This is a genomic window from Dactylosporangium sp. NPDC006015, from assembly GCF_040614215.1.
In the GTDB taxonomy this organism is placed as follows: domain Bacteria; phylum Actinomycetota; class Actinomycetes; order Mycobacteriales; family Micromonosporaceae; genus Dactylosporangium; species Dactylosporangium maewongense.
On the sequence record NZ_JBEXUD010000019.1, the window covers coordinates 96,170 to 118,423 of the forward strand.

The window sequence follows — 22,254 nt, forward strand, 5'->3', positions numbered from 1 at the left end:
CATGACGACGACCCAGCGGGGAGGCGGCTCGCTCGCCGGCCCCACCATCAAGATCGCCCTGCTCGGCGCCGGGCTGGCGTTGGCGATCGCGGCCGCCCTCCCGCTGGTCGACGCCCACGCCTGGGGCTGGCTCGCGGTGCTCGCCGCGACCACCGCGCTGCTGTTCTACGTCTACCTGACCCCGCGGCACATCGCCGCCAAGTACCTCGTCCCCGGCACGATCTTCCTGCTCGCGTTCCAGGCGCTGCCGGTGCTCTACACCGCGAGCACGGCGTTCACCAACTACGGCGACGGGCACCGCGGCAGCAAAGCCGACGCGATCGCCGCCGTGCAGGGTGCGTCGGTGAAGCAGGTGCCGGGCTCCATGGAGTACGACCTCGCCGTCGCCACCCGGGAGGGCGCCATCGTCTTCCTGCTGGTCGACAAGACCGGCGCGACGTTCGTCGGCGACGGCACCGGCCTGCATCCGGCGCGGTTCACCGTCGAGGGCGGCCGGATCGTCGAGGCCGACGGCTACACGCTGCTGACGCTCGGCGAGGCCAACCTCCGCAACGACGACATCCTCGCGTTCAGCGTGCCGACCGGCGAGGGCGCCGTCCGCGCGTCCGGCCTGACCCGCGCGTACAACGGCCAGGCGACCCAGTTCTACGACGGCGGCTGCGACTGCGTCACCGACCGCGGCAGCGGCAAGCAGTGGAAGGCCGACGGCGCGTCCGGCAGCTTCGTCGCCGCCGACGGCGAGCGGCTCCCGCAGGGCTGGAAGGTGTCGGTCGGGTTCAGCAACTTCACCCGGGTCCTCACCGACTCCCGCATCTCCGGCCACTTCCTCGGCACCCTGCTGTGGAACTTCGCGTTCGCGATCGGGTCCGTGCTCGTCACGTTCGGGCTCGGCCTCGGCTGCGCCCTGGCGCTCAACGCCGACCGGCTGCGCGGCCGCAGCGTGTACCGCGTGCTGCTGGTGCTGCCGTACGCGATGCCCGGGTTCGCGATGCTGCTCGTCTGGCGGGACATGTTCAACCAGCAGTTCGGGCTCATCAACCGGTTCTTCGGCCTCGACGTCGACTGGTTCGGCCAGCCGTGGACGGCCCGGATGGCGGTCATCCTCGTGCAGCTGTGGATGGGGTACCCGTACATGTTCCTCGTCGCCACCGGCGCGCTGCAGGCCATCCCGAAGGAGATGACGGAGGCCGCCACCATCGACGGCGCGTCGGTGCTGCAACGCTTCCGCCAGGTGACCCTGCCGCTGCTCCTGGTCGCGCTGACGCCGCTGCTGATCGCCTCGTTCGCGTTCAACTTCAACAACTTCAACGCGATCTACCTGACCACCGAGGGCGGCCCGTTCCCGCCCGACGACTCCACCGTGGGCGCGACCGACCTGCTCATCACCTACACGTACCGGCTGGCGTTCGGCGGCTCCGGCGCGCAGTTCGGCTTCGCCGCGGCGATCTCGGTCTACATCTTCGCCATCGTGGCCGTCGTGTCGCTGATCGGCTTCCGGCGCAGCCGCAAGCAGGAAGAGGTCTACTCATGACCAAGTGGATGCGCAGGATCGGCTGGCGGCACGCCGTCGGGATCGCCGCCCTGGTGTTCTCGCTCTTCCCGATCGTGTTCGTGGTGTCCGCGGCGTTCAACCCGGTCGGGTCGCTGAGCTCCACCGAGCTGTACCCGACCGGGGCCAGCACGGCGAACTTCACGGACCTGTTCGGCAAGACCGCCTTCGGCCGCTGGTACGTCAACTCCGTCGTCATCGCCAGCATCGCCGCCGCGACGGCCGTGTTCCTGTCGGTCCTCGCCGCCTACGCGTTCTCCCGCATGCGCTTCGCCGGCCGGCGGGTCGGGCTGATGGCGCTGCTGCTCATCCAGATGTTCCCGCAGTTCCTCGCGGTGGTCACCATCTACCTGATCTTCGCCGAGATCGGTGACTTCTACCCGGCGTTCGGCCTGGACACCCCGTGGGGGCTGATGCTGCTGTACCTCGGCGGCGCGCTCGGCGTGAACACCTGGCTGATGAAGGGGTTCCTCGACACCGTCCCGCGGGAGCTGGACGAGTCGGCGGTCATGGACGGCGCCACCCACGCGCAGACGTTCTTCCGCATCACGCTGCCGCTGATCGCGCCGATCCTCGCGGTCACCGCGCTGCTCGGCTTCATCGGCACCATCAACGAGGTCCTCCTCGCCAACACCTTCCTGCGCTCCGACGACTCCAAGACCCTCGCCGTCGGCCTGTACGGGCTGATCGCCGGGCAGCGCAACGCGAACTTCGGCATGTTCTGCGCCGGGTCGCTGCTGACCGCGATCCCGACGGTGCTCGTCTTCCAGTCGCTGCAGCGGTACATCGTGTCGGGTCTGACCGCGGGTGCGGTGAAAGGATGACGATGATCCACCACGACGGCTCCGAGCTGCACGTCCCGGACCAGTCCCCGGCGCCCGGCAGCGACGTCGAGGTCTTCCTGCGCACGTCGCCCGGCGTGAAGCAGGTGCACGTCCGGTCAGTCCTGGACGGCGAGCCGCGCTTCAGCGACGCCGTCGCCGAGCGCCGCGGCGACGAGCTGTGGTGGCGGGCCACGATCCCCGTGCACAACCCCGTCACGCCCTACCGGTTCCTGGTCGACGGAAACTGGTTCACCGCGACCGGTCTTGCGGGCCACGAGGTCGCGGACACGACGGACTTCAGGCTGGTGGCGCACCCCGCGCCGCCGGCCTGGATCCGCGACGCCGTCATCTACCAGATCTTCCCGGACCGGTTCGCCCGCTCGGCCGCGTACGCCGAGCGCGCCCTGCCCCCGTGGGCGGTGCCGTGCGGCTGGGACGCCCCGGTCGTCGGCCGCGGCGAGCTCACCAGCCGGCAGATCTACGGCGGCGACCTCGACGGCATCGCCGGCCGCCTGGACCACATCCAGTCTCTCGGCGCCGACACCGTCTACCTGACCCCGTTCTTCCCGGCCGGCTCCAACCACCGCTACGACGCGTCGACGTTCGACACCGTCGACCCGCTGCTCGGCGGCGACGCGGCGCTCGCCCGGCTCGCCGACGCGCTGCACGCCCGCGGGATGCGGCTCGTCGGCGACATCACCACCAACCACACCGGCGACGCCCACGAGTGGTTCCACGACCCGGCGGCCCGGGACCGCTACTACCACGCTGACGACGGCACCTACGCCGCGTGGTACGGGGTGCCGAGCCTGCCGAAGCTCAACTGGAACTCCACCGGGCTGCGCAAGGCGTTCGTCGACCCGTTGCAGCGCTGGCTGGAGCACCTCGACGGCTGGCGGGTGGACGTGGCCAACATGACCGGCCGGCACGGCACCGACGACCTCACCCACGAGGTGTCGCGGCTCGTCGCCCGCGCGGTACGCGACGTGCGGCCCGACGCGATGCTCGTCGCGGAGCACGCCCACGGCGCGGGCAGCGACCTTGACCTCGGCGGCTGGCAGGGCACCATGAACTACGCCGGCTTCACCCGTCCACTGTGGACCTGGCTGCGCGGGCCGGACCTGGCGCTGCCGGACTTCCTCGGCGTCCCGGGCGGCGTGCCGACCCGCGGCGGCGACGCCGTCGTCACGGCGATGCGCGCCGTCTCGGCGAGCATGTCGTGGCGGTCGTGGACGCACTCCTGGACGGCGCTGAGCACCCATGACACGCCGCGCGTGCGGACCGTCGTCGGTGACGCCGGCCGGGTCGAGGTGGCCGCCGGTCTCCTCGCGACCCTGCCGGGCGTGCCGATGCTCTTCGCCGGCGACGAGATCGGCCTCACCGGCGCGTGGGGCGAGGAGTCCCGGCAGCCGATGCCGTGGCACGACGAGGCGGGCTGGGACCACACCACCCTGGCCCGCTACCGGGCGCTGCTCGGGCTGCGCCGCGCCCACCCCGCGCTGCGGCACGGCGGGATGCGGGTCGAGCACGCCGACGCCGACACCATCGCGTTCTGGCGGGAGACCGCGTCGGAGCGCCTGCTGGTCTTCGCCCGCCGGGCGTCCGGCCCGCCGGTGGACCTGCCCCTCGCCGGTGCGGTCAACGTCTACGGCGGCGCCGCCGAGGCTCCGGCCGACGGGCCGACCTTCCAGGTATGGCAATTCATGGCAACACCGATTGACCGAACGTGATGCCTTCCCTTCACTGACTGTCATGTCTCTGCGTCGTCTCGCGCTGCCCGCCGCCGCCCTGCTCGCGATCTGCCTGATCCAGTGCTCGTCCCCGGGCACCGCGGCGGCCTACACCACTGTCCACACCGGCTCGGGGCGGCCCGCGCTCGCCCTGGCCGGCGGCCGCCTCTACGCCTCGTGGGCCGGCTCCACCTCCGGCACCTACGGCAAGCAGCTCATCATCGGCACGTCGGTGGACGGCGGCCGCACGTTCACCAAGGACAACAGCGTCGTCGAGCGCACCCCGGAGGGGGAGGGGCCCGCCCTGAGCGCCGACGGTCCCGGCGTCCGGCTCGCCTGGTCCGCCGCCAACAACGGCAACACGCTGACGGTGGCGTACACCGGCGGCACCGGCCTGCAGTGCCGGACCGCGCTGACCGGGGTGCGTACCGACCGCTCGCCGGCCCTCGCCGCCGACGGCACCGGCATCCGCTGGATCGCCTGGACCGGCACCGACAGCCGGATCAACATCGCCCGGCTGTCCGGTGGATGCCCCGGCGGCTTCTCCCTGCAGGACCGGGTGACCCTCGCCGAGACCACGCCCTACGGCCCGGCGCTCGTGTTCGACGACTCCGGCGCGGAGAACGGCCTGCTCCTCGGCTGGACCGGCGCGGACGGGAGCATCAACCTCGGCACCGTCACGACCGGCTCGGCCGTGCTGACCAACCGCTCGACCGTGATCCAGCCCGGGCAGCAGCTGGCCACGGGCGGGCTCGGGCTCACGTCGCACCCGGCGGACCTCTACGTCTGGTTCCGCGCGACCGACGGCTCCGTGCGCCGCGGCTACTCCCAGGGCTGCCGGCCGACCTGCTTCTACGTGTACAGCTCGGAGCTGCAGTCGGCGTCCGCGGTCGGCGTGGGCACCGACGGGTTCCACGACACCATCGGCTACTTCGACGCTCGCGGGAAGCTCAACGTGGCCACCTATTGACAGGTTGGCTGCCTATTGCGGAGAGTTCGGTCAGGACTTTTTTCAGGTCCTGAAGTTTCCGGCTCTTCCCGCCCCCCGCCAGGAGCACCCTTCATGGTCCCAACCCGACCGCTGCTCGCCCTGTCCGTCCTCGCCGCCTCGATGGTGGCCCTCAGTGCGCCCAGCGCTGAGGCCGCCGCGACCAGCGTCCAGGTCTACTGGAGCTCCGAGTCCCGCACCGCCGGCTACGAACCGAAGAACGGCAACTGGTACACCAGCCCCGCCACGGGCCTTGCCGGGACGCCCTACCAGCTGTCCCGCCAGGCCGACGTGCCCGTCGTGGCGGCCGCCGGTACACCCACCATCACCGCGGACACGAACGGCCGCTTCCAGACGATCCTCGGCGTCGGCTCCTCCCTCGAGGAGTCGACGGTCTACAACCTGTCCAGGATGAGCGCCGGCGCCCGCGACCGGGCCCTGCGCGCGCTCGTCGACCCGGCCACCGGCGCCGGCTTCAACGTCATCCGGATCACCTTCGGCACCAGCGACTTCACGTCGCACGACTTCTACACCTACGACGACGGCGCGGCCGACCCGTCGCTGTCGCGCTTCTCCATCCAGCGCGACATCGACTACGGCATCATCGCCACCGTCCGGCAGGCCCTCGCCATCAACCCCGACATCAAGGTGTTCGCGAGCGCGTGGTCGGCGCCGGGCTGGATGAAGACCAACAACGCCATCATCGGCGGCAGCCTCGTCACCGCCCAGATCCCGACCCTCGCGGCGTACTACCGGCGGGCGGTGCAGGCGTACACCGCGCAGGGCATCCCGATCCACGCGCTCACCCTGCAGAACGAGCCGCTGTTCTCCCCACCGGACTACCCCGGCATGCTCGTCTCCGCGGACCAGGAGCGGCAGCTCGCCAAGGCGCTGCGCACCGAGCTGTCCGCCAACGGGCTCAGCACCCGCATCTGGGCCTTCGACCACAACTTCTCCGAGTCGGTCTCCTACGCCGCCGGCGTCCTGGGCTCGTCCGGTGCCCACTCCGACGCCTACTCCTCCGTGGACGGCATCGCGTTCCACGACTACGCGGGCGACCCGTCCGCGATGAGCACCGTGAAGGCGTCCTACCCCGACAAGGACATGCTGGTGACCGAGCGCTCCGTGTGGGGCACCTCGGGCGCGGACCGGATCGTGCAGTACTTCCGCAACAACGCCACCCTGTATGAGGGCTGGGTCAGCATGCTCGACCAGAACCGCGCACCCGAGCGCTGGTCCGGCTCGCCCGACCCGACGATGCTCGTGCAGAGCACCAGCAACCGCGACACGTTCTGGGCGCTGCCCGACTACAACATGGTCGCCCAGTTCTCGAAGTTCGTGAAGCCCGGCGCGCGGCGCGTCGCCACCGGCTACGGCAGCACCGGCACCGTCACGAACGTCGCGTTCCTCAACCCCGACGGCACCCTCGTCACCGTCGTGGTCAACCAGACCGGCGCCTCGCAGGCCTTCACGCTGAAGGTCGGCACCCAGCAGATCGCCAGCACCCTGCCGGCGAAGACCGTCGGCACGTACCTGTGGGCCGGCGCCGACAGCGGCACCCCGTCCACGCGGGTCGGGCCCATCACCGGCTACGGCGCCAAGTGCGTCGACGTCGCCGGCGCGGCCACCGCCAACGGCACGAAGATCCAGCTGTGGACCTGCAACGGCACCACCGCGCAGTCCTGGACCGTCGGCACGGACGGCACCCTGCGCGCCCTCGGCAAGTGCCTCGACGTGGCCGCCGCCAACTCCGCGAACGGCACCAAGGTCCAGCTGTACGACTGCAACGGCAGCGCGGCCCAGACCTGGTCCGCTCCCGGCGACGGCACGCTCCGGGCGCTCGGCAAGTGCCTGGACGCCACCGGGCCCAGCTCCGCGGACGGCACCCAGCTGCAGATCTGGGCGTGCGGGACGGGCCAGAACCAGCGCTGGACTCTGCCTTCCTGACAGCCGTCCTGACAGGTTTCCCGGGTCAGGCGCGGGCCACGGCCGGCGTGCGCCTGACCCACCATTCGAACAGCAGCGTCGTGAACGGCGGGATCGACGCCGCCGCACCGACCGCGAGCCGCGCGAAGCCCCACCGCTCCTTGACGGTCACCCACGCCAGCGCGGCCAGGTAGGCGACGAACATCGCGCCGTGGATCGGCCCGAACACCTTCACGCCGATCTCGTTCTCCACGACGACGTACTTGAAGAACATCCCGACCAGCAGGCCGAGCCAGGAGCAGGCTTCCCCGATCGCGGCGTACCGGAACACCCGCGCGGCATTGTTGTCCACCGCGACAGCCTGCACCCCGCCGCGGACCCGGGTCGCGGCCGGTCACCTCCGCGGTGACCGGCCTCACGCCGCCGCTGTCGCCGGTCTTGGCGTGCGCCCGGACGTCAGCGGGGCGTCGCGTTGTGCATCCGGATGGCGCTGAACCGCAGTGTGCTGGCCACGACCGCGTCCCAGAACGGCCACAGGACCGGCAGCACCCTGAGCTGGATTCCGGCGGCGGCGTGCAGGGCGAAGAGGTCACCGACCGGCTCGGGCGGGCCGAGCGGCACCACCGGCTCGACGGCGACGTGCGCATGCTCCCCCAGCGGCCGGAACGGCGCCGCCGGCAGCCGGTACGCGTACAGGCGCGCGGTCCGGATCGCCTCGAGCCAGCCGTACTCGACGGCGTGCACCCGCTCGCCGCAGCCCGGGCCGAGGATGCGGTCGCGGTCGTCGCCGGTCGTCTCCGGCCCGGCCCACGCCATCGCCCGCGGGCACTGCCGCGGGAACCAGTAGTCGGGCGACCGCCTGTCGTCGACGGCCCACACGTAGGGCTCTGACTCTTGCGCGGTCGCCGCCACGTGCGGCACGAACCTGGTGATCGTCGGGTCCTCGGAGAAGTGCAGCACCTGCCCGGGCTCGGGCCGCATCAGCCGTCCTCCTTCGATCCGCCGTGGTGGCGCTGGTAGTGCCTTGCGACGCGGGCGCGGTTGCCGCACCCGTCGGAGCACCACTCCCGGCGGGGATGGTTGCGGATGAAGTACAGCACGCAACCCGGCGCGTGGCAGGCCCGCAGCAGCGCCCGGTCCGGGCCGGCGAACAGCGCCACCGCCTCCTCCGCGATCGCGGCCACCGCGGCGAGCGCCGGGGCGTGCGCCGTCCGCACCGCCCGCTCCGGACCGCCGTCTTTGTCGTCGGGGTCGGGCCAGTGCAGCTCGGACCACGAGGGGGCGCGGGCGCAGGCGCGGTTGACGACGGTGACCGCGGTGGCGAGGTCCCCGGCGGACGGTCCGGCCGGCTCCCGGTCGTCGCCGGTGGCCGCGGCGGCCAGCACCCGCAGGGCGTCGCGGAGGTCGCGCAGCTCGGCGACGGCCTCCCACCCGGCGATGCCGACCTCGACGCCCTGGATGCCGCTGCCGGCTCCCGCCCTCGCTGCGTCGGCGGCATTGGGGGGCGCCTCCCTCAGCCAGCGTGCGGCGGCGGCCGGGTCGGCGATCGTGTCGTGCACGCCGTCACGGTCCGCCCGGACGGTATTCATCAGCTCGACCGGCAACGGCTCCACGTCCTAATGGTAAGGCATTGCGGAAACCATTTGATCGTGTACTAATGGATGGTGGAGTGTTCAGCCGTTAGGAAGGTGGTCGGCGGTGTTCCACGAAGGGGAGCTCAGCGTCCAGGAGCGGGCCGGCGTGCGGTTCGAGGCGGCCCGGCTGAGCGGCATGCTCGCGCCCGGCGGGCTGAGCCGGGGTGCGGGCGGGTGGCTGGCGGAGCGGACCCTCGCCGCGCTCACCGGCCGCGACCGCGACGGCAGGCTCTGGGTCTCGGCGCTGACCGGCCCGCCAGGGTTCCTGGCCGGGCTCGGGCAGACGCTGCGGGTGGCGGCGGTGCCCGCGCCCGGCGACCCGCTCCACGACCTCCCCGCCGGCCAGCGGGTGGGCCTGATCGCGATCGACTTCGCGACCCGCCGCCGGATGCGGGTCAACGGCGTCCTGAGCGGCACCCTGAGCGGCACCCTGACCGGCGCTGGAGGCGGCCTGACCGTCGACGTCGCCGAGGCGTTCGGCAACTGCCCCCAGTACATCCACCCCCGACGCCTCACGAGTGCGCCGATGCCGGCCGGGGGAGTGCCCGGGACGTTCACGGTGACGGAGGCGCTCACGGCGGACGGCGAGGCCACGATCCGCGGCGCCGACACGTTCTTCCTCGGCACCACGCACCCCGACCGCGGCGCCGACGCCTCGCACCGGGGCGGGCCGCGCGGGTTCCTGCGGGCCGGCGACGGCGGGCTGTGGTGGCCGGACTATCCGGGCAACAACATGTTCAACAGCCTCGGCAACCTCGCCACCGACCCGTCCGCGGCGCTGCTGGTGCCCGACTTCGCGACCGGCCGCACGCTGCAGCTGTCAGGCACCGCGGCCGTCGAGTGGACCGAGCCGGGCACCGGCGCACCCGACGAGGTGACCGGCCGCCGGGTCCGCTTCCACCCGGCGGCCGTCGTCACCGGCGAGCACCCCGCGCTCGTCGCCGCGGCGGACGTTCCCGACCCGCGCGGGGTCAGGCGCTGATCACGGGCCACGCGTAGGCGAGGAGCGCGAACGCGGCACCGAGGATCGCCAGGTTGAAGCCGCGGGACGGCACCGGCAGCGCCGCGACGGCGAGCAGGATGATGGCGATGAGATAGAGGATGGCCTGTGTCGACATGGGGAACCTCCGTGGGGGGGGAACGGTTGAGCAAGCGGGTTCCCGAGGCCGCCGGAGCCGAAACACCCGCTGGCACGTATCCGGGATTCGCGCCGCTCCCCGCGGACCTACCGTCTATCTCAACAACGCGGCACGCCAACACAGCAACCAGGGGAGATGGACATGAGCGACTACGAGACCGGCGACACGGGCTACGACGGCGGCGACTCCTACGGCAACTACGAGGCCGGGCAGGACCACCAGTCCCTCGACCAGCTGCACCAGGTCGACGCCAGCCAGAGCAACTACGACAACCAGTTCAACGTGTACGAGCAGGACCACGCGGCCGCCGAGTCGACCTCCTTCGACCAGGGCCACCAGGTGTCGTACACCGACGCGAGCGGCGCGCAGTACCAGGAGTCGGACTTCACCTCCTACGACCACTCCGCCGCCGAGACCGACCACGTCTTCGCCGCCGAGGGCTCCGAGTCGGCGTCCTCCAGCGAGTTCCACCAGCTCGACGCCATCCAGGCCCGCCTCGACTCCGCCTTCACCTCGATGACCGAGATCAACGGCGGCAACGGCGGCGGCACCGCCGAGCTCGGCGTCGCCTCGAACTGACAGCACCGCAACCCCCTGGCGTGCGGCCGGCCACCGACGGTGGCCGGCCGTAGCCATGTCAGAGGGCGGCGAGCAGGCGGTCGACCTCGTCGGCCGTCGTGTAGTGGTAGATCCCGGCGCGGACCGCCCCGCCGGTCTCGCGCAGGCCCATCGCGGTGAAGTACTCGGCGGCGTAGTAGTCGCCGGAGAAGACGCAGATGCCCTGGTCGCCCAGGCGGGCCGCGGTCGTCGCCGGGTCCTCGCCGGCGACCCGGAAGGACACCGTCGGGCAGCCACCGGCCGGCGCGGGCAGCACCCGCACCGCGGGCATCGACCGCAGGCCGTCGAGGAGCCGTTCGAAGAGCCGCGTCTCGTACGAGTGGACCGCCGCCATCGAGCGCAGCACGCGCTCCCGGCGCGGCCGCGACGCGGCGCCGTCGAGCACCCCAGCGCCGTCGAGCGTCCCAGCGTCGTTGAGCGTCCCAGTGTCGTCGGGTGTCCCGGCGTCGTCGAGGGTTGCGAGGAAGTCGACCGCCGCCGTGAAGCCGGCGAGGAGCTCGAAGCTCGGCGTGCCCAGCTCGAACCGCTCCGGCACCGCGTCGGACGACGGCAGCAGCTTCAGCATCGCCGTCCGCTCCCACTGCGCCGGCGCCGCCACGCAGGCGGCCAGGTGCGGCCCGGACCACTTGTAGGCGCTGGTGACGTAGTAGTCGGCGCCGAGCGCGGCCACGTCGACCGGCAGGTGCGCGGTCGCGTGCACCCCGTCGACGTGGACGACGGCGCCGAAGCCGTGCGCGAGCGCGGCGATCGCGGGCACGTCGGGGACGGTGCCGATGGCGTTGCTGGCCGCGGTCACCGCCACGACCCGGGTCCGCGCGTCGACGAGCGGCTCGAACGCGGCGACGGGCAGCGCGCCGGTGGCCGGGTCGAACGCCGCCCACCGCACCTCCACGCCCATCGCCGACGCCAGCTGCACCCACGGCCGCACGTTGGCGTCGTGGTCGAGGCGGGTCACGACGACGTTGTCGCCGGGCGCCCAGGTCCCGGCGAGCCCGCGGGCGACGGTGTAGACCAGCGCGGTGGCGCTCTGCCCGAACACGACCCCCGCGGGGTCTGCGCCGAGGAGGTCACCGGCGGCGGCGCGGGCCGCGTCGACGATCGCGAGGGCGCGCCGCCCCGGCGCGAACGCGGTCGTCCGGTTGCTCACCGCACCGCCGAGGACACCGGCGACGGCCCGCGCCACCGGCTCCGCGACCAGCGTGCCGGCGGCACCGTCGAAATGGGCGTACCCCTCGGCGAGCGCCGGGTGGGCCTGTCGGATCCGTGCTACGTCGAACGGCATACGGCGACGATAGCGGCCTCGCGGACGGTGTCCTCGATCGCCGCCTGCCCGTCCGCGTCGAGCGCCGCCACCGCCGCCGGGTACGCCTCCGACAGGTCGACGAGCACGTCCAGCACGATCTCGTCGACGAGCGGGCCGGCGCCGACCTCCGACTCGCGGCCCGCCGCCCGCGGCGCCGGACCGGCGCCGACCTTCGACCGGGCGCTCGCCACCCGCGGCGCGTTGACCAGCCCGGCGGCGACCCGCGCGAGGTCGGCGCCCGGGATCCGGGCATGCGGGTCCCACGGCAGGCTCTCGCCGAACCGTTGCTCGTCGAACTCGGCGATCTTCACCTTGACGACGGTCCGCTCCTGCGGGCCGAGTGCCGCGTCGGGCCGCAGCACGACCCCTTCGGCGAGGTTCCCTTCCAGCGGCGGCAGGTGGTGTACGAGCGGCAGCCGCGACTGGAACCTGGTCGGCACGGCGTCGACGGACGCCCGGGTGCCGCGCCCGAGCAGCGGCACCACGTCGAGACCGGCCTCGGCGGCGACCCGGGCGGCCCCGGCGTACGTCCGGTAGACGCCGGCGTCGTCGGGACGCTCGTGGTCGAGGACGTCGAAGACGGCGAACCGCACGTCGGGGGAGTACCAGACGCCGGTCTGCACCGCGGCCGCGCCGGGCGCCGGCGGCACGTCCGGGTGCGGGTAGTGGCCGCCGTAGAGCTCGCCGTACACCCGTACCGTGGCCGCACCCTCGGCAAGAGCGGACCGGGCCGCCTGCTCGAACGCGGGGCGCAGCAGCTGCCAGCCGAAGAACGGCTCGTCGCCGTCCAGCCACGCCTTGCGCTTGCCGACCTTCGTCACGTGGCCGTCCGACACGATCACCAGCTGCGCGCCGTGGACCTTCTCGGTGGCGATCCACGGCCCGCCGGCAGACCGGCCGCTGCCGAGTTGTCTCGCCGTCGGGATCTTCGGGTACGCCACGTGCCGCATGCGCAGCAGTATCGCCACCGGCGCGCGGCGCGTCCCCGGATTTACGTGGCGCTGATGACGCCGCCCCACAGGAGGGCGACGATGATGCCGCCGACCGCGGCGCGGTAGTAGACGAACGTGGCGATGGAGTTGCTGGCGACGAACTTCAGCAGCCAGGCGATCGACGCGTACGCGACCACGAAGCTGACGACCGTGCCGACCGCGGCCGGGCCCCAGCCGACGGTCTCGCTGATCTCGCCGGCGCGCTGCACGCCCTCCAGGGTGCCGGCGGCGGCGAGGGCGGGGATGCCGAGGAAGAACGACATGCGGGTGGCGGTGACCCGGTCGAGGTGCCGCAGCAGGCCGACGCTGATCGTCGCGCCGGACCGGGACACGCCGGGGATCAGGGCGATGCACTGCGCCAGCCCGATGATCAGCGAGTCCTTCCAGGTGACGTCCGCCTCGCCGACCTTCTGCGTGGCGAGGTGCTCGGCGAGGACCATGACGAGGCTCCACACGACCAGCGCCCCGGCGACGAACCACAGGCTGCGCAGCTCGCCCTCGATGAGATCCTTGAACAGCAGGCCGACGACCGCGATCGGCAGCGACCCGATGATCACGTTGATCGCCATCTTCCAGCCGGTCTCCTTGCGCGCCTCGGCGCTGCGCAGACCCTTCACGAACCCGGTGATGAACCGGACGATGTCGGTGCGGAAGTAGATGATCGCGGCGATGATCGCGCCGACCTGGATGACCGCGGTGAACGCCGTGACGCCCTTGTCGTCGATCGGGATGCCCATCAGCTTCTCGGTGATGGTCAGGTGTCCCGTGGAGGAGACCGGGAGGAACTCGGTCACGCCCTCCACGACGCCGAGCACGACCGCTTGCCAGATCTCCACTGGGACCCTCCTTCGTGCCACCGACGTCCGCACGATCCTAGGCGGACCCGCTCGGCCGTCGCGCTCAGGTCCCGGGCGTGGCGTCCTTGCGTGGCGTCTTTGCGCGGTGCGGCGTGGCGCCGCGTGGCGTTGCGCTCCGGTGGCGGGCGAGGTGCCGCGCTCAGGTGCCGGCGCGGCGTGCCGATCGTGGCGGTCATGACTGGCACAGCAGTGATCAGCGCCGACCGGGTCGCCGCCGTCGTGCTCGGCATGGAGGTCGACCGGCGCACCGCCGACCGGGAGCAGGCCGAGGCCGCCGAGCGCGCCGCGGTCGAGCTCGGCCGCGACGACCTCGCCGCCCGCGCCCGGCTCGTCATCGCCGACGCCCTCGCCCGCGGCGGGGAGCTGACCGCGTCCGCGCCGCTGCTGCACGAGGTCCACCGGTGGGCGGTCCTCGAGAACGACCAGTACGTCCTCGCGCGCACCCACTTCCTGCTGTCGATCCTGCACACCTGCCTCGGCGACAACGCGCAGGCGCGGCGGCACGCGCTGATGTCGGTGGACCACCTGCCGGACCACGTGCCGCCGCTGATCCGGGGCGCGCACCTGGTCATCCTCGCCCTGTCCGTCGACGTGGTGTCGCGGGCCGACGCCGCTCCCTACCACGCGGAGGCGCTCGACATCGCCGCCGCGGCCGGCGACCACGAGCTGAGCCGTTCGGTGCTCAACAACATGGCGTACGCGGCGTACCAGGCGGGCGACGCGGACGCCGCGGGCGAGCTGGTCGAGCGGATGCGCCGCCTGGTCGAACGGACCGGCGTGCAGCTGCGCCCGCCGGACCTGGACACGGTCGCCCGCGTACAGCTGCTGCAGGGCCGGTTCGAGGAGGCCGAACGCACCCTCCTGCCCCTGGTCGACCCCGCCTCCACCCGCCGCGACGCGGAAGGCAACATGCTGCCCGAGGTGCTGCTGACCCTCGCCGAGGCGCAGCGGCTCGGCGGCGCGCTCGACCGCGCCGGGGCCACGGTCGACCGGTGCCGGGCGCTGAGCGAGCAGCGCGGCATGGTCGACGTCGGCGCGAGGGCCCGCCGCGAGCTCGCCCGCCTGCACGCCGCGAGCGGGCGTTTCCGGGAGGCGTACGAGGAGCAGTGCCGCTACGACGAGGAGTCCCAGGCGCTCCGCTCCGCCGAACGCGAGGAGCAGGCCCGCCTCGCGCAGCTGGTGTTCGAGAGCCGCGAGGGCCAGCGCGAGACGGTCCGCTTCCGCGAGATGGCGCTGCGTGACGCGCTGACCGGCCTGTACAACCGGCGGTTCGTCGACGCGCAGCTGCCGGCCCTGCTCAGCCGTGCCGAGCAGCGCGGCGAGGCCGTGTCCGCGGCCCTGGTCGACATCGACTTCTTCAAGCGGATCAACGACACCCTGTCGCACGAGGTCGGCGACCTGGTCCTGCAGCGCGTCGCGTCCGTCATGGCCGGCGCCGTCGACGAGCCCGCCACGGTGGCCCGGCTCGGCGGCGAGGAGTTCGTGATCGTGCTGCCCGGCGCCGGCGCGGAGGAGGCGGTCGCCCGCTGCGAACGGGTCAGGTCCGCCATCCAGCGCCACCCGTGGCCCGAGCTGACCGGCGACCTGCCGGTGACGGTGAGCATCGGCGTGTCCAGCACCCCCGACGGCCGCATCACTTCGGCTGCCCTGCTCAGCCAGGCCGACCGCAACCTGTACGCGGCGAAACGCTCCGGCCGCAACCGCGTCCTCGCCGACCCCTCCTGACCCGGCACCGACCGGGCCCGCCGCCCCGCCGAGCGGCGAGGCGGGCGAGGCGGGAGTCAGCCGCGCTTGGTGACGGCCTTGCGGTAGTCGGAGTTGAGGCGGCCGATGAGGGTGAGCGGGATGCCCTTGGGGCAGACGGTGGTGCACTCGCCGGCGTTGGTGCAGCCGCCGAAGCCCGCCTCGTCGTGGGCCGCCAGCATGCCGACGACGCGGGTGTCGCGCTCGGGCTGGCCCTGGGGGAGCAGGCCGAGGTGGCCGACCTTCGCGGCGGTGAAGAGCATCGCGGAGCCGTTGGGGCACGCTGCGACGCACGCGCCGCAGCCGATGCAGGTCGCGGCCTCGAAGGCGGCGTCGGCGTCGGCCTTCGGCACCGGGGTGGCGTGGGCGTCGGGGGCGGCGCCCGTGGGGGCGCTGATGTAGCCGCCGGCCTGGATGATGCTGTCGAAGGCGCCGCGGTCGACGACGAGGTCCTTCACGACGGGGAACGCGGCGGCACGCCACGGCTCGACGTCGATGGTCTCGCCGTCCTTGAAGTGGCGCATGTGCAGCTGGCACGTGGTGGTGGCGCGCGACGGGCCGTGCGCCACGCCGTTGATCATCATGCCGCACATGCCGCAGATGCCCTCGCGGCAGTCGTGGTCGAACGCGATGGGCTCCTCGCCTTCGAGGATGAGGCGCTCGTTCAGAACGTCCAACATCTCCAAAAATGAGGCGTCGGGCGAAATGTCCGTAACGTCGTAGGTGACCATGCGGCCTCGGGAGGTGGGGCCGGTCTGGCGCCAGACGCGCAGCTTGAGGTTCATTACTTGTAGCTCCGCTGGCTCGGGTGGACGTATTCGAAGTCGAGCGTTTCCCGGCGTAGCACCGGCGGCTCCCCGGTCCCGGCGAACTGCCACGCCGCGACGTACGAGAACTCGTCGTCGTGCCGCAGCGCCTCGCCGTCGGGGGTCTGGCTCTCGGCGCGGAAGTGCCCGCCGCACGACTCCGCACGGTGCAGCGCGTCGACGCACATGAGCTCCGCGAGCTCGAAGAAGTCCGCGACCCGGCCGGCCCGCTCCAGGTTCTGGTTCAGCGTCTCGCCGGTCCCCGGCACCTTCACCCGCGTCCAGAACTCCTCGCGCAGCGACCGGATGAGGCTGATCGCCTTGGTGAGGCCCTCCTCGGTGCGCTCCATGCCGCAGTACTCCCACATGATGTGGCCGAGCTCGCGGTGGAAGGAGTCGACGGTACGGTCGCCATCGACGGCAAGCAGTGCAGAGATGCGCTCCGAAACGGCGGCACGGGCCGCGGCCACGTCCGGGTGGGATGCGGAGAGCGCGGGGAACGGGCCGGAGGCCAGGTAGTCGTTGATGGTGTTCGGCAGGACGAAGTAGCCGTCGGCGAGGCCCTGCATGAGCGCGGACGCGCCGAGCCGGTTCGCGCCGTGGTCGGAGAAGTTGGCCTCACCCACCACGAACAGGCCGGGGATCGTCGCCTGCAGGTCGTAGTCGACCCACAGCCCGCCCATCGTGTAGTGCACAGCCGGATAGATGCGCATCGGGGTGATGTACGGGTCGTCGCCGGTGATCCGCTCGTACATCTCGAACAGGTTGCCGTACTTGGCCTCCACGGCGTCGCGGCCGAGCCGGGCGATCGCGTCGGCGAAGTCGAGGTAGACGCCGAGGCCGCCGGGGCCGACGCCACGCCCCTCGTCGCAGACGTTCTTCGCGGCGCGGGAGGCGATGTCGCGCGGGACGAGGTTGCCGAACGACGGGTAGATCCGCTCGAGGTAGTAGTCGCGCTCGTCTTCGGGGATGTCGGCGGGGACGCGGTCGTCGCCGGCGCGGACCGGCACCCACACCCGGCCGTCGTTGCGCAGCGACTCGCTCATCAGCGTGAGCTTGCTCTGGTGCGTGCCGGACTCGGGGATGCACGTCGGGTGGATCTGCGTGTAGCAGGGGTTGGCGAACAGCGCGCCCTTGCGGTGCGCCCGCCACGACGCGGTGACGTTGCAGCCCTTGGCGTTGGTGGAGAGGAAGAAGACGTTGCCGTAGCCGCCGGACGCGAGGACCACGGCGTCGGCGAACTCCGTCGAGATCTCGCCGGTGACCAGGTCGCGCACGACGATGCCGCGGGCCTTGCCGTCCACGACGACGAGCTCGAGCATCTCGTGGCGGGTGTGCATCTCGACGTTGCCGAGCGCGACCTGCCGCTCCAGGGCCTGGTAGGCGCCGAGCAGCAGCTGCTGGCCCGTCTGGCCGCGGGCGTAGAAGGTCCGTGACACCTGGGTGCCGCCGAAGGAGCGGTTGTCCAGCAGGCCGCCGTACTCGCGGGCGAAGGGCACGCCCTGCGCGACGCACTGGTCGATGATGTTCACCGAGACCTGCGCCAGCCTGTACACATTGGACTCGCGGGCGCGGAAGTCGCCGCCCTTCACCGTGTCGTAGAACAGCCGGTAGACGGAGTCGCCGTCGTTGCGGTAGTTCTTCGCGGCGTTGATGCCGCCCTGCGCGGCGATCGAGTGGGCGCGGCGCGGGCTGTCCTGGTAGCAGTACGACCGGACCTTGTAGCCGGCCTCGGCGAGCGTCGCGGCCGCGGAGCCGCCGGCGAGGCCGGTGCCCACGACGATGACGGTCAGCTTGCGGCGGTTGGCCGGGTTGACCAGCTTGGCCGCGAACTGGCGGCGCTCCCAGCGGGTCTCGATCGGCCCGTCGGGCGCCGCGGTGTCGCCGATCGGGTCGCCCTCGCTCCAGTAGTTCACTTGACCGCTCCGATCAGCACGGCGAACGGCACCGACAGGTAGCCGACGACGAGGACGACGGACAGGACGAGGGCGATCGCGCGGGCCCGGCGCTCACCGCGGGGCGTCTGCTGGCCGAGGGTGCGCAGCGCGCTGAAGATGCCGTGCCGCAGGTGGAAGCCGACGGCGACGATCGCCAGGGTGTAGAAGAGCGTGACGTACCAGCGCGCCGGCGCGAAGTCCGCGACCACGTTGCCGTAGGGGTGCTGGGCGTCGCCGACCGGGTTCACCGTGCCGGTGGTGAGGTCGAGGATGTGGAACACGACGAACAGCAGGATGATGACGCCGCCCCACCGCATCGTGCGGGCTGCGTAGCTGCCCTGCACCTTCGGGCGGTGCGCGTAGCGGACGGGGCGGGCGAGCCTGGCCCGCCGGGCGAGGACCACCGCCGCCGCGATGTGGCCCACGACGGCGAGGGTGAGCCCGCCGCGCTGGATCCACAGGTACCAGGTGTGCGGCAGCAGCGGGGTGCCGATGTCGCGCAGCCAGTGGGCGTAGTGGTCGAACGCCTCCGCGCCGACGAAGATCTTCAGGTTGCCGGCCATGTGCGCGAACAGGAACAGCACGAGCAGCAGGCCGGTGCCCGCCATGAGGAGCTTCAGGCCGACGGACGACCTGCGCTTCTTCGGTTTCATGGGCGCCGCGATGGGCTTGACCGCTGTATCTACCGCCACGGGTTCGACGGTAAGGACCGCCATTTTCATTCGTCCAATGCATGAAGCGCTCAGTCTCGATAGCCGTAGGCTATGAGAGTGCAGCTGCAACAGCTCCGATACTTCGTGTCAGTGGCCGAATCAGGACATTTCACGCGTTCGGCCGAAGCGCTGGGAGTGAGCCAGCCGACACTGAGTAAACAAATTCACACGCTTGAGGCGACGCTCGGCGCGCCCCTGTTCGACCGCTCCCGGGGCGGCGTCATGCTCACCACCGCCGGCGAGACCCTGCTGCCGCTCGCCCGCCGGATGGTCGCCGACGCCGACGCCGCCCGCGACGCCGTGCAGGAGGTCGTCGGGCTGCGCCGCGGCCGGGTCCGCCTCGGCGCCACGCCCAGCCTGTGCACGTCCCTCGTCCCGGCGGTGCTGCGCCGCTTCCACGCCGCCCACCCTGACATCGCCCTGCACGTCGACGAGGGCGGCTCCCAGGACCTCGTCGCCGGGCTCGTCGCGCACCAGCTCGACCTGGCCCTCATCGTCGCCTCCGCGCACGGCACCGACCCCGCCCTCGACGTCGTGCCGTTCCTGCGCGAGGACCTCGTGGTCGCCTCCGTCCACCCGCTGCCGACGATGCTCACCCTCCGCGAGCTGCGCGACACCCCGATGGTGATGTTCCGCATCGGGTACGACCTGCGCGACGTCACCATCGAGGCCTGCCGGCGGGCCGGGTTCACCCCGCGGTACGCGGTCGAGGGCGGCGAGCTCGACGCGGTCCTCGCGTTCGTCGAGGCGGGCCTCGGCGTCGCGCTCGTGCCCAGCATGGCCCTGGTGAACCGGCCGCTGCTGCGCGCCACACCCCTCGCCGCGCCCGGCGTGCACCGCACCATCGCCCTCGCCAACCCGCGCGGCGCCGTGCTGTCCCACGCGGCGCGAGCACTGCGCGCGATGCTGCTGGAACAGACCGTGCAGACCCCCGGGGTGCGGCGCGTGCAAGCGCTAGAGTCCCCGTCAACCGAGGTCAGGGGGAGGCCGGGGTGAACGATTTCCACGTCGATCCGAGCGGGATGCGGGCACTGAGCGGGATGCTCGCGGGGGCGGGCGGCGACGCCCGGGACACGCTCGACTACACGCGACGGCACTGCTCGCTCAGCTGGGACCGCCGCGGGCTGCTGATGCTCGTCGCCGACCCGCACGGCAAGGCCTACGACCGGGTCACCACCGCCCTCGGCCGGCTGCGGGACCTCAGCGACGGCGCCGCCGACCAGGTCGCGCGGGCCGCGGGCGGCTATGCGGCGGCCGACCACACCGCCGCGGCCGCACTCGACGCCACCTATGCCGGCGCCACCGACCCGCAAGGGCTGCGCGGCACGCTGCACCAGTCACGGCCCGACCTGCTGCCGTCGCGGACCCCGTTCGCCCATGCCGCTCCTGTACTGGCAGCGCCCGTCTACGAGCCGCAGACCGACGCGTTCACGCTCAACCCGCTCACCGACCTGCTCAGCCCCGCCGCGTGGATCCGGCAGGTGGCGGTGTGGCTGTTCGGGGTCGACCCGTTCGAGCCGTGGCTCACCGCGTACAGCGGCGACTGGCGGGCCTATGAGCACTGCATGCACGCGTGGCCACACATCGGCGCCGCCGCCGGCACGATCGGCGGCAACCTCGTCACCGGCGCCGCCGACGTCACCGCCGTGTGGCGCGGCAATGCCGCCGAGGCCGAGCAGGAGTTCCAGCTGCTCCTCGGCGGCGCCGCGACCGCCCTCGGCCCGGCCTGCGCCGAGTATGCGCGGCTCTACCCGCTCGCCGTCGACGCGTGCCGGCAGCTGTACGAGGCGACCGGCGGCCTCGTCGAGCAGCTCATCGACGCGCTCATCATCGTCAGTGTCGCCGGCGTCGTCGGCACCGCCACGATCGAGACCGGCATCGGCGCCCTCACCGGCTACGCCACCGTCGGGTTCTACACGTGGCAGGCCATCCGCCTCTATCAGGAGATCTCCCGGCTGTATGGCGCTGCCGAGACCACGTTCCGCCTGATCGCGGCCCAGATCGAGGCGGTGCGGGCGGGCGCCGAGGTGACCCGCCTGCCGTCCCTGCCGCCGTACCACCACCCGGCGGTTCCCCGATGACCGCCGACCCGGTGGCCCGGGCGGTCCTGCGCCGCCTGGCCGAGCTGCGCCCGCCGGACGACCCGTTGCACGCCTTCGCCACGACCGTCCTGACGGGCGAGGCGACCCTGCGCGCCGCCGCCATCCACCCCGCCTTCACCGAAGCCTTGCAAGCGACGCTAGAGGCCACGCTCGAGGCCGCCCTTGACGACGCCCGGCAGCGGACCGTCCCCGGGCGAGGTGAGGCGCGAGGCTGAGCGGGCCGTGATCCGGCAGGCGCCCCACGGGTCAGGTGTGGTGGACGACGGCGTGACCGGTGTCGACGTTGACGGTGATGGTGCGCGGCGACGACTCGTCGCGGACGACGTCCACATCGGACAGACCACGGTCGCTGCGGACCGCGTACGTGGCGCCGGACGGCACCCGCACGTCGACCTCGCCGGTGTCGACGGTGGCCACGACGTCGGTGGGGGAGGTGGCGTGGGCGAGCTCGATCCGGCCTGAGTCGACGACCACGCGGTACGTGGCGCCGCGCAGCCCCGACCCGGTGACCTCGCCGGTGTCGACCACCGCGGACGCGTCACCGGCCAGGTCACGCAGCGTCACCTCGCCGGCGTCGATACGGATCTCGGTGCGGGTCGCGGCCGGCACCGTCACCGTCAGCGTGACCTCACAGCGCCGGCAGCCCGTGGACGTCAGCTCCAGCCGGCCCGCCTCCATGCGATGCGCCGCCTGCGGCGCCGCGCCACCACTCGGCCACCGCCGCCGCTCGACCACGGTCACCGGCCCGTCACCGGTCTTGACGGTGACGTTCACCGCGTCGCCGGTGACGACGAGCGCCGCGACGGGCTCCTCGACGCGGTACTGCCGCGACGCCGTCTCCCGAGGTCCGAACCCGCACCCGGCGACCGAGGCCAGCAGCAACACAGCGACCGCAGCGGTGGGAACAGCACGCATCGTCGTCCTCCAGGATCCCGGACACCAGGATGTCGAGGCTCACAGCCTCCCCCGGATCCCCCGGCAACACATGCGGGTTCCTCACTGAACCTGCCCCTAAGGGTCGACCGACCCCGCCCGGCACGGTCGGTCGTGAACCACGACGGCGACCGCGCCGCCGGCGGCCGGTGTGATGTGGGTGGGTCGTGAGGCCAGCGACGGTGTGGAAGCACCGGATGACGCCCTCGACGGCAAATCGCAACGCCGATCTCCACGCCGCCGGCTTGATCGAAGGACGACCGCGGCCGCCATCACGACCGCAACCGTCCTTCGATCATCGCGCCGCTGTCAGCGCATGGTGCGGGGGAGGCATCGCTCGGATTGTGAGGCCAGTGACGGTGTGGAAGCACCGGATGACGACCTCGACGGCAACCGCAACGCCGATCTCCAAGCCGCCGGCTTGATCAAAGGACGGCTGCGGCCGCCATCACGACCGCTA

At 72.4% G+C, this 22,254-nt stretch carries 22 protein-coding genes; 11 read left to right on the top strand and 11 right to left on the bottom strand.

Annotated elements, in window-relative coordinates; all coding sequences use genetic code 11:
• Nucleotide 1: 1 nt before the first annotated feature.
• From ABZ321_RS30560 to ABZ321_RS30580, 5 genes are all read left to right on the top strand, one after another.
• On the top strand, nucleotides 2–1,531 hold the full coding sequence (locus ABZ321_RS30560; protein ID WP_354897635.1) for an ABC transporter permease subunit: 1,530 nt from the start codon (nucleotides 2–4) through the stop codon (nucleotides 1,529–1,531).
• Nucleotides 1,528–2,373, top strand: coding sequence for a sugar ABC transporter permease (locus tag ABZ321_RS30565; protein ID WP_354897637.1), 846 nt, complete (start codon nucleotides 1,528–1,530; stop codon nucleotides 2,371–2,373). Before ABZ321_RS30560 ends, ABZ321_RS30565 begins: the two co-directional genes overlap by 4 nt.
• Nucleotides 2,370–4,103, top strand: a complete 1,734-nt coding sequence (locus tag ABZ321_RS30570) for a glycoside hydrolase family 13 protein (protein WP_354897640.1) — start codon at nucleotides 2,370–2,372, stop codon at nucleotides 4,101–4,103. Before ABZ321_RS30565 ends, ABZ321_RS30570 begins: the two co-directional genes overlap by 4 nt.
• Before the next feature lie 22 nt (nucleotides 4,104–4,125).
• Nucleotides 4,126–5,073: a hypothetical protein gene (locus ABZ321_RS30575; RefSeq protein WP_354897643.1), complete on the top strand. Its 948-nt coding sequence runs from the start codon at nucleotides 4,126–4,128 to the stop codon at nucleotides 5,071–5,073.
• Between the two features lie 93 nt (nucleotides 5,074–5,166).
• Nucleotides 5,167–7,038 (top strand): ricin-type beta-trefoil lectin domain protein, encoded by a 1,872-nt coding sequence (locus ABZ321_RS30580; RefSeq protein WP_354897646.1) that lies wholly within the window; start codon nucleotides 5,167–5,169, stop codon nucleotides 7,036–7,038.
• 25 nt (nucleotides 7,039–7,063) lie between these two features.
• Here ABZ321_RS30580 and ABZ321_RS30585 read toward each other — a convergent pair whose 3' ends face one another.
• The 3 genes from ABZ321_RS30585 to ABZ321_RS30595 all read right to left on the bottom strand — a co-directional run bounded on the left by ABZ321_RS30585 (nucleotide 7,064) and on the right by ABZ321_RS30595 (nucleotide 8,630).
• Nucleotides 7,064–7,369: a DUF3817 domain-containing protein gene (locus ABZ321_RS30585; protein ID WP_344504156.1), complete on the bottom strand. Its 306-nt coding sequence runs from the start codon at nucleotides 7,367–7,369 to the stop codon at nucleotides 7,064–7,066.
• A gap of 104 nt (nucleotides 7,370–7,473) precedes the next feature.
• Complete coding sequence (locus ABZ321_RS30590; RefSeq protein WP_354897649.1) at nucleotides 7,474–7,998, bottom strand: DUF6886 family protein; 525 nt, start codon at nucleotides 7,996–7,998, stop codon at nucleotides 7,474–7,476.
• Nucleotides 7,998–8,630, bottom strand: a complete 633-nt coding sequence (locus ABZ321_RS30595) for a CGNR zinc finger domain-containing protein (RefSeq protein ID WP_354897652.1) — start codon at nucleotides 8,628–8,630, stop codon at nucleotides 7,998–8,000. The genes ABZ321_RS30590 and ABZ321_RS30595 overlap by 1 nt, the downstream gene beginning before the upstream one ends.
• Before the next feature lie 85 nt (nucleotides 8,631–8,715).
• Between ABZ321_RS30595 and ABZ321_RS30600 the strand changes: the two genes are divergently transcribed.
• Nucleotides 8,716–9,633: a pyridoxamine 5'-phosphate oxidase family protein gene (locus tag ABZ321_RS30600; RefSeq protein ID WP_354897655.1), complete on the top strand. Its 918-nt coding sequence runs from the start codon at nucleotides 8,716–8,718 to the stop codon at nucleotides 9,631–9,633.
• On the opposite strand, the gene ABZ321_RS30605 is transcribed toward ABZ321_RS30600, so the two are convergent.
• The gene (locus ABZ321_RS30605) at nucleotides 9,623–9,769 is read right to left on the bottom strand and encodes a hypothetical protein (RefSeq protein ID WP_354897658.1); all 147 of its coding nucleotides are present in this window, start codon (nucleotides 9,767–9,769) and stop codon (nucleotides 9,623–9,625) included. The genes ABZ321_RS30600 and ABZ321_RS30605 overlap by 11 nt on opposite strands.
• 162 nt (nucleotides 9,770–9,931) lie before the next feature.
• Between ABZ321_RS30605 and ABZ321_RS30610 the strand changes: the two genes are divergently transcribed.
• The gene (locus ABZ321_RS30610; RefSeq protein WP_344504162.1) at nucleotides 9,932–10,369 is read left to right on the top strand and encodes a hypothetical protein; all 438 of its coding nucleotides are present in this window, start codon (nucleotides 9,932–9,934) and stop codon (nucleotides 10,367–10,369) included.
• A gap of 58 nt (nucleotides 10,370–10,427) precedes the next feature.
• Here the strand turns inward: ABZ321_RS30610 and ABZ321_RS30615 are convergent, their stop codons facing one another.
• Genes ABZ321_RS30615 through ABZ321_RS30625 form a run of 3 tightly spaced genes read right to left on the bottom strand, consistent with a single transcriptional unit; the run spans nucleotide 10,428 to nucleotide 13,539 of the window.
• Nucleotides 10,428–11,690: a cysteine desulfurase-like protein gene (locus ABZ321_RS30615; protein WP_354897661.1), complete on the bottom strand. Its 1,263-nt coding sequence runs from the start codon at nucleotides 11,688–11,690 to the stop codon at nucleotides 10,428–10,430.
• Nucleotides 11,675–12,661, bottom strand: coding sequence for an RNA ligase family protein (locus tag ABZ321_RS30620; RefSeq protein ID WP_354897663.1), 987 nt, complete (start codon nucleotides 12,659–12,661; stop codon nucleotides 11,675–11,677). Before ABZ321_RS30620 ends, ABZ321_RS30615 begins: the two co-directional genes overlap by 16 nt.
• A 41-nt stretch (nucleotides 12,662–12,702) precedes the next feature.
• The gene (locus ABZ321_RS30625; RefSeq protein ID WP_344504165.1) at nucleotides 12,703–13,539 is read right to left on the bottom strand and encodes an undecaprenyl-diphosphate phosphatase; all 837 of its coding nucleotides are present in this window, start codon (nucleotides 13,537–13,539) and stop codon (nucleotides 12,703–12,705) included.
• 195 nt (nucleotides 13,540–13,734) lie between these two features.
• Here ABZ321_RS30625 and ABZ321_RS30630 point away from each other — a divergent pair, with 195 nt between their 5' ends.
• Nucleotides 13,735–15,285, top strand: a complete 1,551-nt coding sequence (locus ABZ321_RS30630; protein ID WP_344504166.1) for a GGDEF domain-containing protein — start codon at nucleotides 13,735–13,737, stop codon at nucleotides 15,283–15,285.
• Nucleotides 15,286–15,341: 56 nt separating this feature from the next.
• On the opposite strand, the gene ABZ321_RS30635 is transcribed toward ABZ321_RS30630, so the two are convergent.
• Genes ABZ321_RS30635 through ABZ321_RS30645 form a run of 3 tightly spaced genes read right to left on the bottom strand, consistent with a single transcriptional unit; the run spans nucleotide 15,342 to nucleotide 18,699 of the window.
• On the bottom strand, nucleotides 15,342–16,088 hold the full coding sequence (locus ABZ321_RS30635) for a succinate dehydrogenase/fumarate reductase iron-sulfur subunit (RefSeq protein WP_354897666.1): 747 nt from the start codon (nucleotides 16,086–16,088) through the stop codon (nucleotides 15,342–15,344).
• Nucleotides 16,088–18,025 carry a fumarate reductase/succinate dehydrogenase flavoprotein subunit gene (locus tag ABZ321_RS30640; RefSeq protein ID WP_354897669.1) on the bottom strand — a complete coding sequence of 646 codons (1,938 nt, stop codon included), beginning with the start codon at nucleotides 18,023–18,025 and terminating at the stop codon, nucleotides 16,088–16,090. Before ABZ321_RS30640 ends, ABZ321_RS30635 begins: the two co-directional genes overlap by 1 nt.
• Nucleotides 18,022–18,699 carry a succinate dehydrogenase cytochrome b subunit gene (locus tag ABZ321_RS30645; protein WP_354897820.1) on the bottom strand — a complete coding sequence of 226 codons (678 nt, stop codon included), beginning with the start codon at nucleotides 18,697–18,699 and terminating at the stop codon, nucleotides 18,022–18,024. The genes ABZ321_RS30640 and ABZ321_RS30645 overlap by 4 nt, the downstream gene beginning before the upstream one ends.
• A gap of 111 nt (nucleotides 18,700–18,810) precedes the next feature.
• Here ABZ321_RS30645 and ABZ321_RS30650 point away from each other — a divergent pair, with 111 nt between their 5' ends.
• The 3 genes from ABZ321_RS30650 to ABZ321_RS30660 are packed head-to-tail and all read left to right on the top strand — an operon-like array spanning nucleotide 18,811 to nucleotide 21,076.
• Nucleotides 18,811–19,755 (top strand): LysR substrate-binding domain-containing protein, encoded by a 945-nt coding sequence (locus tag ABZ321_RS30650; protein WP_354897672.1) that lies wholly within the window; start codon nucleotides 18,811–18,813, stop codon nucleotides 19,753–19,755.
• Nucleotides 19,752–20,840 (top strand): type VII secretion target, encoded by a 1,089-nt coding sequence (locus tag ABZ321_RS30655; protein ID WP_354897675.1) that lies wholly within the window; start codon nucleotides 19,752–19,754, stop codon nucleotides 20,838–20,840. The genes ABZ321_RS30650 and ABZ321_RS30655 overlap by 4 nt, the downstream gene beginning before the upstream one ends.
• On the top strand, nucleotides 20,837–21,076 hold the full coding sequence (locus ABZ321_RS30660; protein WP_354897678.1) for a hypothetical protein: 240 nt from the start codon (nucleotides 20,837–20,839) through the stop codon (nucleotides 21,074–21,076). The genes ABZ321_RS30655 and ABZ321_RS30660 overlap by 4 nt, the downstream gene beginning before the upstream one ends.
• A 31-nt stretch (nucleotides 21,077–21,107) precedes the next feature.
• On the opposite strand, the gene ABZ321_RS30665 is transcribed toward ABZ321_RS30660, so the two are convergent.
• Nucleotides 21,108–21,776 carry a hypothetical protein gene (locus ABZ321_RS30665; protein ID WP_344504172.1) on the bottom strand — a complete coding sequence of 223 codons (669 nt, stop codon included), beginning with the start codon at nucleotides 21,774–21,776 and terminating at the stop codon, nucleotides 21,108–21,110.
• Between the last annotated feature and the right edge of the window lie 478 nt (nucleotides 21,777–22,254).